This window comes from Streptomyces sp. NPDC088745, from assembly GCF_044751045.1.
In the GTDB taxonomy this organism is placed as follows: Bacteria; Actinomycetota; Actinomycetes; order Streptomycetales; family Streptomycetaceae; genus Streptomyces; species Streptomyces cremeus.
In genome coordinates this window covers 185,547-197,347 of sequence record NZ_JBIVLB010000014.1, presented here as the reverse complement: position 1 = coordinate 197,347, position 11,801 = coordinate 185,547, and the positions used below count along the sequence as shown (strand labels likewise).

General features: G+C 66.4%; 7 protein-coding genes and 1 pseudogene. 4 read left to right on the top strand and 4 right to left on the bottom strand.

Annotated features, from left to right (window positions below; translation table 11 throughout):
- Positions 1–114 precede the first annotated feature (114 nt).
- Positions 115–958 (bottom strand): annotated as a pseudogene (locus ACIP93_RS30090) (IS5 family transposase).
- Between the two features lie 321 nt (positions 959–1,279).
- Between ACIP93_RS30090 and ACIP93_RS30085 the strand changes: the two are divergent.
- Complete coding sequence (locus ACIP93_RS30085) at positions 1,280–5,260, top strand: hypothetical protein (RefSeq protein WP_401763681.1); 3,981 nt, start codon at positions 1,280–1,282, stop codon at positions 5,258–5,260.
- Between the two features lie 654 nt (positions 5,261–5,914).
- Here the strand turns inward: ACIP93_RS30085 and ACIP93_RS30080 are convergent.
- Positions 5,915–6,106 carry a hypothetical protein gene (locus ACIP93_RS30080; protein WP_401763678.1) on the bottom strand — a complete coding sequence of 64 codons (192 nt, stop codon included), beginning with the start codon at positions 6,104–6,106 and terminating at the stop codon, positions 5,915–5,917.
- A gap of 215 nt (positions 6,107–6,321) precedes the next feature.
- On the opposite strand from ACIP93_RS30080, the gene ACIP93_RS30075 reads away from it, so the two are divergent.
- The 3 genes from ACIP93_RS30075 (at position 6,322) to ACIP93_RS30065 (ending at position 9,020) form a co-directional block, all read left to right on the top strand.
- Complete coding sequence (locus ACIP93_RS30075; RefSeq protein WP_401763676.1) at positions 6,322–7,416, top strand: hypothetical protein; 1,095 nt, start codon at positions 6,322–6,324, stop codon at positions 7,414–7,416.
- A gap of 7 nt (positions 7,417–7,423) precedes the next feature.
- Positions 7,424–7,825 (top strand): hypothetical protein, encoded by a 402-nt coding sequence (locus tag ACIP93_RS30070; RefSeq protein WP_401763674.1) that lies wholly within the window; start codon positions 7,424–7,426, stop codon positions 7,823–7,825.
- Positions 7,826–7,991: 166 nt separating this feature from the next.
- Positions 7,992–9,020: a hypothetical protein gene (locus ACIP93_RS30065; RefSeq protein WP_401763671.1), complete on the top strand. Its 1,029-nt coding sequence runs from the start codon at positions 7,992–7,994 to the stop codon at positions 9,018–9,020.
- Positions 9,021–9,167: 147 nt separating this feature from the next.
- Here ACIP93_RS30065 and ACIP93_RS30060 read toward each other — a convergent pair whose 3' ends face one another.
- Together ACIP93_RS30060 and ACIP93_RS30055 are read right to left on the bottom strand one after the other, a co-directional pair.
- Positions 9,168–9,980 carry a hypothetical protein gene (locus ACIP93_RS30060; RefSeq protein ID WP_401763669.1) on the bottom strand — a complete coding sequence of 271 codons (813 nt, stop codon included), beginning with the start codon at positions 9,978–9,980 and terminating at the stop codon, positions 9,168–9,170.
- 253 nt (positions 9,981–10,233) lie between these two features.
- On the bottom strand, positions 10,234–11,790 hold the full coding sequence (locus ACIP93_RS30055; RefSeq protein WP_401763667.1) for a protein kinase: 1,557 nt from the start codon (positions 11,788–11,790) through the stop codon (positions 10,234–10,236).
- Positions 11,791–11,801 lie beyond the last annotated feature (11 nt).

The window sequence follows — 11,801 nt, the reverse complement described above, 5'->3', positions numbered from 1 at the left end:
CGACGACAGCACCAAGCCCGGATCAGCCACTACAAATGCCGCGGCCACACACCACCCGAACCTGCCCAACCATCAGGAAAAGCACCGTTGCAGTACTAGGGCGTTTCTTTCGGATCATCTCGCTGACCAGATGAAGATGGCGGCGAGGTGGAGTCCGGCGAGGTAGATGGTGGCGGTCTTGTCGTAGCGGGTGGCCAGGCCGCGCCATTGTTTGAGCTTGTTGATGCACCGCTCGACGGTGTTGCGTTGTGTGTAGGCGTCGCGGTCGAAGGCCGGCGGCCTCCCGCCGTAGCTGCCGCGGCGCTTGCGGTGGGCCACCTGGTCCGCGGGCTGAGGGATCACTGCCCTGATTCCGCGCTGGCGGAGATGGGTGCGGATCGCGCGGGACGAGTATGCCTTGTCGGCCAGGACTGCATCCGGTGTGGTCCTGGGGCGGCCGGTCGGGCGCGGTACTCGTAAGTGGGCCATGACCTGGGTGAAGGCGGGGGCATCACCAGCCTGGCGGGTGTGAGGACGAAGGCCAGCGGGCGGCAGTGGCCGTCTGCGGCGAGGTGGATCTTGGTGGTCAGTCCGCCGCGGGAGCGTCCGAGGGCAGGGTCGGCGGGCTCGCCTGCCGGGGCCCCTTTTGCCGGGCCCCGGCGGCGTGCTGGTGAGCACGCACGACGGTGGAGTCGACGGCGACAACCCAGTCCAGGTCGCCCTCGGTGTCGGCCTGGGCGAGCAGGGCGGTGAAGACCTTCTCCCAGGTGCCGTCAGCGGCCCACTTCCGCAGCCGGTTGTGGGCGCCCTTCCAGGACCCGAAGTGCTCGGGCAGGTCCATCCACGGCGTCCCGGTGCGGTACTTGAACGCGATCGCGTCGATCACCTGCCGGTGATCCCGCCATCGTCCACCCCGGCGAGGAGTCCGGCCGGGAAGCAACGGCTCAATCCGGGCCCACTGAGCGTCAGTCAACGACACACATCAACCAACGATCAGATGATCCGAAGGAAACGCCCTAGCCCGCGCCGAGTGTTTTGCCTGGTGGTGCATCCCTAACCCGCGGCGCACAGGGTCATCGAGACGGGCATGGGATCGTCGCTAGGAAGTGTCTCTGTCGTACTGGTCCGCCAGACAGCCGATGCCGCGACGGTGCCCATGCGGAAGTCTGTAGAAAGGTGGCCTGTTCTGGGCGCAGTGCGTTTGAATGCACAGGTCGGGATTAGTCGGAGTCGAGGGGGCTCGATGGGCTTTGTCGCCGGTGACCGTGTTGCGTGGAGCCGTTGGTGGGGGCCGGAGGGGGTGGAGAACACGCTGTTCAGTGGTGTGCTCCCGGACCCGCAGGGCGAGTACACGAAATTCCTCAACCGGTATGTTCGGCAGCTGAAGGATTATGCAGCGTGCCGCGCCCTGGTGCTGATGGGGGATCCGGGGATGGGTAAGTCCTCGGAACTGGAGGCGGAGGTTGATCGGCGTCGGCATGCCGGTGAGCACGTCGAGCATCTTTTACTGCGGAACTTCCATACACCCGGCGAGGTGCGTGATGGAGTGAGGGAGGCGGACGCCGGGTGGCGGTCTGCCGGATCGCCAGGTGATCTAGTCTTGGCCCTAGACGGATTCGACGAGCCATTGTTCGCCGCCTCCTCCTTGGCCTCAGCGCTGGAAGGTGCCCTGGGCCGGCTCGACCGGAGCCGTCTTCGGGTACTGATCACAAGTAGAGGGTCTGTCTGGCAGGAGGCACTCACGAAGACGTTTGCCCGGTGGTGGCCTGATGAGAATGCGACTTGCAGGCTGGTTCTGGCTCCGTTGACGGAGCGCGACATCTGGCAGGCAGCTGCTACGGAACTCGACGATGCAGATGGCTTTATCGCCTCTTTGAGAGCATCAGGCGTTCTGCTGATGGCAGCCGCTCCCATTACCCTGCGCCTCTTGCTGGCCGCGAGTCGGCGGCAAAGCATGCCGCCGGAACGTCACCGCATCTTCGCGCTGGGGGTGGAGGGTCTGGTCACCGAGTTCAATGCAGGCCGGGTGGAGCGCGGCCAGGGTGATCCTCCGCTGGCCAGACGGCTCAAGGCAGCTCGACGACTGGCAGCGGTCAGCCTGCTGTCAGGGCGACCAGAGGTGGTCCGCCGCTTCGGACCCCTGCAGCGCGACATGCTGCTGGCGCTGGACAGGGTGGATGACAGTGAGGAGGACCTCAAAGCGCTTGATGCTGTCTTCGACAGCGCTCTCCTCACCGACGGCGGCGAGGGCAGGCAGTGGATGCATCGAAGCGTCCAAGAGTTCCTCACTGCCCAGCAGTGCGAAGAGCTGCCTCTAACCAGCGTGCGCAGCCTGCTGGCCGATCCTGCCTATCCTGAGCGCGTTCTTCCTCAACTGGCTGGCACGGCAATGTGGCTGGCCGCTCTGCGAGCGGATGTGGCCGCTTGGCTGGTGGACACTGATCCCGAGGTCTTAATGCAGGCTGACCTGCAGGATTTCACCGATCATGTACGGGCACAGGTCGCCGAGAAGATCGTGGCGAGACTTGCCTCGGCTCTGGCTCCGGCGCCGCGCCTCCGTTCCGGCTATGCAGGCTTGCTTCTCTCGGGTCTGGCGTCGCAGATTGCCCCTCTGCTGGGAAGCGACGAGCCGGCCTGGCGCCAGCAGGAGGTTGCTTTGATCATCCAGGCGACCGGTCTGCGGGAACTCGACGGACCTCTTGTGGATCTGCTCGAGGAGTCGGTCACCGGCCGGGAGCGCGACAAATACGACGATCATGTCCGTACTGCAGAGTGGGCCGCCCGCGCCCTGTGCGGGACTGAGGAAACGGCCCTCCTCGAACGGGTCAAGCGCCTTGCAGCCGACGCCGCCTGCCCGTGGCCGGTGCGGGCTGAGCTGCTGCCTGTACTGTGGCCGCGACACGTGGACATGGCCTGGCTATTGGAGACGATCGCCGAGGCGGACCGGATGCCGCACAGCCCTATGGGCCGACGATTCGTGACCATGCTGGCCCGTCGTGTCGCGGCCGGTGAGTGCGGCATCGACGACCTGGATGCGTGGGCCGCGTCCCTTCCCTCCGCTGCGCACGGTGATCCAAGGGTGCGGCGTATGCTCAGCAGCGCCGCGTGGGCTTCTGTCACCACCAGCGCTATCGGCTCTGCCACATGGCGGTCCGGCGGACGGATGCTGCAGGCGCAATGGGCCGCCCACCGAGCGCTGCACGGGGTCAGCCCTGAAGAGATCTCGGCATTGGAGCCGCAGCGACGCCGGCAACTAGTCAAGGACCTGCTGCAGCACAGTGGCTCCGGGCACATGACGGCAACGCGCCTTCACGACGCGGGCCTGCTCCGTGCGGACGATTTCGAATGGTGGCTGGAGGACCTGCGCAGTACCGATGTGCAGCAGGCGACAAACGTGCCGGCGTTCTTCGCGGTGTATGCGCTGGCCAACGTGGTCGATGACGAAGGCGCCGCGAGCGTCGTGGCCGCGGCAGAAGCGGTGGAGCCGCGATGGCATGTCTTGGCAGAGCGGTTCGCGGCATCCCGTGCCGAGCGGGTCGTGCCTGTTGACGAGGATGCGCGCAACAGCGAATCGTGGTCCGCCGATCAGGTACTGGCGGAGCCACAGTTTGCTCCCATGGTGCACGGCCTGCAGCATCCTGCTCAGGGGACCCGCTCGTCGGATCCCATTCCCGCCTGGGCGGCACTGACGGCCGCGCAGCACCACATCGTGGCCGAGCGAGCCATGTCATTCTTGTCATCCGGCCCGGACGCCGAGGACGAGGTGAACGCCAGCCTCATCGAAGTCGCCTGCCGCCTGCTCACAGCCGTCGACCAGAGTTGGCTCGACCGTGTCCCGGCGGACCACTGGCTGGCATGGCTGCCCGGCCTCTGGCGCCTGCCCGGCGGATACACGGTCGTCTTCCAAGCGCTCGAACGGGCCACCGCGCACGACAGGGACGCCACTGACGCCTTCCTTATCCGCAACATGCACCATGACGCCCTCACTGTCGCCCTCCATAAACGGCGTATCAAAAGCCCGGAGCTCAGCTCACAAGCGCTGGCGCGCCTGAGCGAAGGCGTCTACCCCGCAGAGACGCTCAGCGGCCTCTTCGACATCGCTGCTACGATGCTTCCTTCTGCCACCGCAGAGCTGGCCCATACTCTCCTGCAGGCAAACGCACCTACGCCCCCTGAACAAGGCGTCGGCGAGTCGATCCACCGAGACACTGCGGTGACAGCCGGCAGCCGGCTCGCCGCATGTCCCATGACTCCAATACAGTTCGACGGCCTGCTGACCGTCTTCGAAAACGACCAGACTCTCGCGCGGGACATCATCTACCAGGCCCATCACAACGCCTCCGACGCGTGGTCGACCCTCACCTCGTCCCAGCGCGGGCAGCTCTATCTTTGGGCGCACCACGCCCTGCCACGGAAACCGGTCGCCTCCGGGCGCGTAGTGCGCAGCGATCCCGCCGAGGAGTTCTCCTCCCAGATCCTGCACCCGCTGACCGAGCATGCCTCGATCGAGCACGCCACGATCCTGGAGGAGCTCGCAGACAAGACCGGTAGCGTGTGGCTGCGTGCCGAAGCTGTCGACATGCGGAACACCATGCGCGCCCGGGAGTGGCGACCGCCGTCCGTAGCAGAAGTACGCGAGATGCTGACCGACCCCTCGCGTCGGATCATCGCATCCAGAGAGCAACTCGCCTGGGTCACAGCCGAAGTCCTGGACGACATCGGGAAGAGCTTGCGTGCCGACCGCGCCCTGCGCGCCCAACTGTGGCACCGCCAGCGCAGAGACAACGTCTGGATCGGGTATGTGCCGGCAGAAGAGCGCGAGGTGTCGACCTGGCTCGCCCGGGAGATGCAGCGCAGATTGCGGGAGCGGGCCGCCGTGCTGCGTGAGGTAGAAATCAACCCGCGCCTGGGTGACACACCTGGCGACATCCCCGACCTCCTGGTTGAGGCCCGCACCACCAGTAGCCAGCTACTGACGGTACCTGGCGAGGTGAAATGCAGCTGGCACGACGAAGTCGTCACCGCCATCACCGACCAGCTCGGCTGGCGTTACCTCAAAGGCCCACTGGGGTCAGCAGGCGTATACATCGCCGTCTACTTCGGCGGCAATGCCTGGAGCAACGGCGACAGCCGCCGGGCCAAGTCTGCCCGCCACACACCTGAGCGGCTCCGTAGAGACCTCCATCAGCACGCGGCAACCCCAGCCGATGGCGGCATCGCCGCTCGTGTATGCGTGCTCGACGCTTCACTGGACAACGGACCCAACACAGCGGAGCCGTAGAGGGCGTGGCCGCTCGGGCGGGTTCCAGGAGTGCGCAGGCGCTGCCTTTCACACCCACCTTCGCGCCGCAGCACATGTGCGTCTGGCCAGCAAGGAACCATGTCTCTGGGAGATCGCTTCCCGGCTGGCCGTGGATCGCCTCCTGGCAGATGGAGAACCTCGCCGCAATGGCCGATCATCTCCAGGTGATCGGCCATTGCCGCTGGTGGGAGTACTCGGCAACACGAAGGTACAGCGCCGGGTAGTGCGCCGCGTCCAGGTCCTTTCCCCCGGCGGCCGGGTGGTTGACGGCGACCTCGGCCGCGGCCGGACTGTCGAACAGCTGCCGCGGTCGAGACTGTCGCGGCGGTGAGGAATCGTCCTTCGCGCTGCGACGCGTCTCCCAGACGATGCTGCTGGCCAGGCTCCCAGACCTCGCGAGCCAGCAGCCCGTCACCGGACGAGCGGCCTCACCTCAATCAACCGGACCGTGTCGCGGACCCACTCGGCGGCGGCTGACCGGCAGTTGAGGATTCAGCTGACCCAGGGACTTGAGTTGTCTAAGTTGCTAACCCTCGACTCCACCAACCTCCGTTAAGGCAACACCAGCCTATCCGGATGGCAAGGGCCGGGGCCCGCCCTTGCCACAACCCCGCGGCCACTTCTCCAGCAGGGTCACAGAGGCCTGAAAATGAGGAGGTGGCAGTTGAGGATCTGGCGGGCTTCCCTCCGGCGGGAGCGGCGGGGGTGCAGCAGGGCGACTCCGACGATGACTACGTACACGGTGATCCAGATGTGCAGGACGGGGATCAGGACCCAGAGCAAGGGGCCAGTGGTCGGGAGCAGGGCGGTCAGTGCAGTGAGCATGGTTCCTCCTAATGTGTCGCCGGGCCGTGTGCTGCGGCGGTTCCCCCCAGGTCACCAGGCCCGGTGCGCCCGGCCCGGGTAAAGGTGGGGGGTCTCTAATTCCCGAAGGCACAGCCTCTTCCGACGGAAGTAGGTAGGTTCGCGGCATGTCTTCTCCTGGTCCGGGCTCCGCTGATCAGCAGCTCGTCGAGCACGCGCGTCAGCACGGTTTCGTGGTGTCAGCGAAGCAGCTTGCGTCGTGGCGGCGGGCGGGGCTGTTGCCGGGACACACGAAGCGGGCGCTGGGCCGCGGGCGTGGGAGCACGTCGGTTCCGGGCGATGAGGCATTCGGTCTGGTCGTGGCGCTCGGCCGGCTGGCGCGGAGGGGCGCTCGGCCCTCTCATCTGGCGCTGGCGCTGTTTGGCGAAGGGCACCCGGTGCCGGAGGAGACCGTGCGGGACGCCTTCGGCAAGGCGGTCCGGGGCCTGAGCGCCGGACTCGGCGAGGAAGGTCCGGAAGAGGGAGAGAACGAGGAGGAGTGGGCGGAGCGCGTCGCCGACGAGGTGGTCGCCTCGGGACAGCGGGTGCGGCTCATTCCCGCGCGGGTGCGTCGGATCGATGAGGGCATCGCCCGGTACATGCGTGACCGGGGGGTGGTTTGGCCCCCTCCCGAGCTGGCCGGCCTGGACGCGAACCCGGAACCTCCGAGCCTGTCCGGCGGGGAGGTCACGGCTGCCGCAGTGACCACGGTGCTGCGTGGAGGTGCCGCCGTCACGCCGCAAGGGATCGGTGACGTGCTGCGGGCCGTGCAGCCGATGGGGTGGGGCAACCCGGGGGCGTCACTGGCCGAGTACACGGTCGATGACGTCCCTGATGCCGCCCAGGAGGTGTTCCTCCCGGACGGCGGGATGAGCACCGTTCCCGACGGTGACGTCCGCGGCGCCCTGCTGAGTCTGGCGGAGACGGCCACCCTGGAAGACCTGCAGGACGCCTGGGAGGTGAGCGGGGCGACCCGCGAGTGGGCGCTGGACCTGTGCGCACGGGTCGAGGCGGAGCTCGAGGCCGGCGAGCTGGGCGACGCGGCCCTCGCCTGGCTGATGGGCAGAGCCTTCGTGTCGGGGCTCGTGCTGATGGCCCAGGTGGGAGACCGCCACTGGTCCCCCACAGACCGGGCGTCGGACACCCTGATCCTGTTGATGATGCGGCGGTCGTTGCGCGACCTCGACGGCAAAGTACCGGACTGCCAATGGGAGCTTCTCGAATCCCCCGCCGTGCTGCCAGCCCCGCTGATCCCGTTCCTCCAACCGCGGCACGTCTCCGGGATCCAGTAGGAGAATCATGATCCAGAACCCTCGTGAGACCGTGGCGGCGGCCATGGCCGAAATGGCGGTGCTGCGTGCTCTCCAAGTGGCCGGTCGGCGCTTGCTCGCGCGGCGGAGCCGGGCGGTACGGGGCCCTCTGCGGACCGTCCCTCCGTGGGAGCTGCATCTCCATCTGCCGGTTGGCGATACCGATCTGGCGCTGCTCCTGCGGGATGCGTGGGTCATCCCGCAGGCCGTCGGCCTGCCCTCGACCATGATCGAGGCACTGGATCAGCACGTGCGAATTCTGCTTGCCGCGGGGCTCGGGTACCGCCGGGACGACTTGTTCAAGACCTTGTCCCGTCTGCCGCTGGAACAGCTGGTACTTCCTTGGGACGCGCCTGCCGGGACGGACGAGGCTCATGCCCCGAGCAAGTGATCATGTGGAGCTGAGAGCGGCAGGCGTCCTGCAGTACTGCACGGGTGAGACCGTCGAACCGTATGACCGCTGCCCTCGGTGCGGTGATTTCCACGAGGTGCGCGCTGCCCCCGACGGGCGCTTCGACCTTATGTGCGGCGATGATCGGGCAGTCGAGGTCACACAGGTGACCAGCAGTGTGGCTGAGCGGAACCGGCGCTCCTGGGAGCCGTACCTCAAGAAGCGTGCGGTACCCGAGTTGAATCTGGGCTGGCACATGGTGTTCGAGAGTACGGCGAAGGCAACCTACGGGGGCCGCAAGGGGAACCCTCGCTTCAGGGATGCCCTAACCGTCATCAGCCCGGCCCTGGCCGAGCTGGAACGGCGTGGTGTGCACCGCTTCACCCCTGGCACGGCCTGTATCGAGCATCCGTTCCACGAGGCGGCGTGCCCGTACGGCATCCTGCGCAGTGCCGGAGTAGTTTCCGGCTGTTCCGTGCCCAGCGACACGACCACCGGCTACATCAGCGCCAGCCTGCTGACCGGGTACGACCAGATACCGGCTTTCAACCCGGACCACTGGGCCGGGAGGGCCGAGGAGAACCGCCGCCAGGGAAAGCCCCCACCGCCCTCTCCCCTCCCGAAACCACTCCGAATCGGCCCGGTGCTGTGGTCGTTCGATCCGGGCTTCCTCGCTTCACTGGAGAAGCGCCGGGCCGAGGACGAACAGAAATCGGCCGAGACGACGCGAGCCCTTTTCCCCGGTCGCCACACCGATGCCGAACTCGCCGAACTGGCCCGCCGGGACGTGAGCGAACGGATCAACCTCGCACGATCCCTGACCTGGCGGACCGCGCTCCCGGCGAACCCGCCGCCCATCGCTTACGCCGACGGCGGAACGGAACTGGTGGACCTGCTGGAAGTCGAGTTCGGGCTGCACGAGGACCTGGCCCTGAAGCTCAACGCGGCTTCCGACCGACCGCGCCGCGAGGTGTTCTTCTGGCTCACATGGATGCGTTCCTCCGCATGGCACCGTCTCGCCGCCCCGGGCCTGCTGCCCCCGCGGTCTCCGAACGTGCCGGCCGGCATCACCGGCCTCTGGGTCGGCTGCCTGCTGGACCAGACCCACGTCCTGCACTGGGACCACAGCACCGGCTGGACGCGCCACCCGCTCCCGAACCCGCTGTCTGTACCCCGATTCCCCGGCTGCCCCTGACCAACGACAGGCCAGCACAGAGGCGTTTCGGACCCCTCATGGGCCGAGGTCGGACTGTGAGGAGGACTCACTTTCCCGCCACAGGCACGCTCCTATTATGTGCGCCGGCGACTGTGCAACAGCTGCGCGGGAGAGGCTCTCGGTACTTCAACGGGAGGGAAACCCATCACCGTCAGCCAGACGTCGTGCCCTTCTCCCCGTTTCGCTTCTCAATCGAAGGCGCCCGCTCGACTCGCCCCCAAGAATCTTCCCGATTTCAGCCAACGTCTCTTCACCGAGCAATGAAGGATTGGCCTCAAGCATCAGCATGATGCTGTCCTCAACCTGCTTAGGCGTAAGCGTCTCCGTTGGGAAATTCAGTTGAAAAGCATCATCTATATCCTCGATCCGAGCATTGCGCAGAATCCTCAACTGCTCTTCACTGAACAGTCTGGCCACTAGAGCCACAATGAAGCGCTCCTGCGCTTCCGTGCTACTCATACTGACTCTACGCCCGTCGAGGGCGGTAGCCAATTCTTGCGAATCCTCTGAAAATGCAAATTCGACCAGGGTGGACGGCTCAGGAGTGACGGCTTGACTGTCAGCCTTGCGAGTCCGGACAAGTCTGTTACGCGTCGATTTCATGAACGGGCGGGCCTGATCATTCCACCATTTCTTGAGGTGGGGTGCAGCCCTCTCGGCAGCTTTGACGAGAATAACTAGGGCCTCGATTATCTCCTCGGGTTCCAAGCGCTCCTGCGCTCGGGAATCCGACCCGTACTCGCCGGTGACATAGACAACCGACGGCGAACCCCTCAGCGAATCTCCTTCACCCTCGTCGATTTCATAAATCTTAACTTGCCCCTTGACTCCTTTCGAGCCAGGTATAAACAGGTTTGGACTCGATGCACCATCACCGTCTCTTGATCGCCCAAGCTGCACGCCTTCTTCATACTCAATCTCGACTCTTTTTCTCACCATCACGTACCTCCATAGGTCGGTCCTTCGGGAGCTATTCTCTAACTGCACCTACGCCGGCGGATATCCGGTCGGCGAGCTTGGCTACCAAGGCGAGACCCAGTTCTACTGCTCCACTCGCTTCCAGGGGGTGGGGCCGATCAATGGCGCGATAGCTCTTCTCCAGCAATTAGCCCAGGTCTTGGCGAAGGCGGCGAAGATAGGCGTCGATTTGCCCCAAGCCGGGCCGGTCGCTTCCCCGGAAGCGGGAGGTCTCCTATCGGAGCCGCTCGCCTACGTGCAGTGCCTGCGGAAGGCTTTCCGCCGCGGCGTGCAGACTCATCAATCGTGCGAGGGCGTCCAAGTAGCGGTTGACGGCGTCCTCGTCATCGGGTGCGGGCGTGGCCTCACTGACGCGGTCGAAGGCTTGGATGGCGGCGGTGGCCTCGCCAAGTTCCACCCGGCACTGCGCGGCGTAGTACCAGCACAGCTGGGCTTGCTCGTCGTGGTCGCCGTAGCGGTCGGCGTAGTGGTGGGCGAGCGGTTCGAAGAGCGCGAGGGCCTCGCGGTGGCTTCCGGCCAGGAACTTCGCCTGGGCGAGGCTGAACTGCATGCCTTCTTTGAGCTCCGGGTCAGCGGCTCTCGCGATGGCCTCGGCGAGCGCGTCGGCCGCCTGGGTGAACTGGCCATCCCGAGCGAGCCGCGCTGCCCGATCAGAGACCGCGTCCGCCTCGTGCTCTGTCAGTGCAGCGGGGCCTGATGCCGGCCCCTGAGGTGCGGCTGCTGCCGGTGAGGGCGCGAGCGGCGACGGGACGACAACTGTGGGTGTGTACGAAGCGGCAACACTGAGGCTGGGCGCCCGGCCGCCGAAGGGTCGAAGGAACGGCAGCCCGGGGTCGAGGGTGCTCTCGTCGGTCGCGGCGGGCACACCGGTGGAGGCGTGGACGAAGGGCAGAAGGGTGTCGTAGACCGCCATCGCGTCCATACGCTGCTCGGCTTCCTTAGTGAGCATCGCCAGCAGGAGCTTCTCGATCTCGGCCGGCACGTCCGGGCGCAGGGTGCGGATGGGCGGGGGCGGGGTGTGGACGTGGTGCCACATGTGGGAGCGGCTGTCGTCGGGGGTGAACGGCGGCTTGCCTGTGAGCAGTTCGTGGAGCACGCAGGCGAGGGCGTAAACGTCTGCGGCGGGGCCGACAGCGTTGGCCAGGCTCTGTTCGGGGGACATGTAGGGCGGGGTACCTACGGTCATGCCGACCTGGGTGAGGCGGGGCAGGGTGCCGACTCCGCGCAGGGCAGCGACGCCGAAGTCGAGGACCTTGACGACGCCTCCAGGGGTGAGCATCAGGTTGGACGGCTTGATGTCGCGGTGAACGACGTCGTGACGGTGAACGGTGTCAAGGACAGAGGCGATCTGGGCGCCGACAGCCGCACCCCAGGAGACGGAGACCGTCTCGCTTTCGTAGTCGGTCTCGTCGATGAACGTCTGTAGTTCGCGTCCCTGCAGGAGCTGCATGACGACGAACAGCCGTCCGCTGGCCTCGTCAGTGCCGGTGTCGTAGACGGCTGGCACACCCAGGTGCTCGATGTCGGCCGTGATCTGTACCTCGCGCAGGAAGCGGGCACGGCGAGTCTGCAGGGTCTCCTCGAAGGCCACGCCCTGGAACCCGGGCGGGACCGGGCTCTCGGCCAGCATCATCTTGACAGCGACCCGGCGGTCCAGTCGCTCGTCGTACGCCTGCCAGACCTCGCCCATGCCGCCCGCGCCGATGGGCGTGTGCAGCCGGTACCGGCCCGCGACCACGCGGGCCGGTACGCCGGCTTCGAAGCTCGGCATACCGCCCTGCA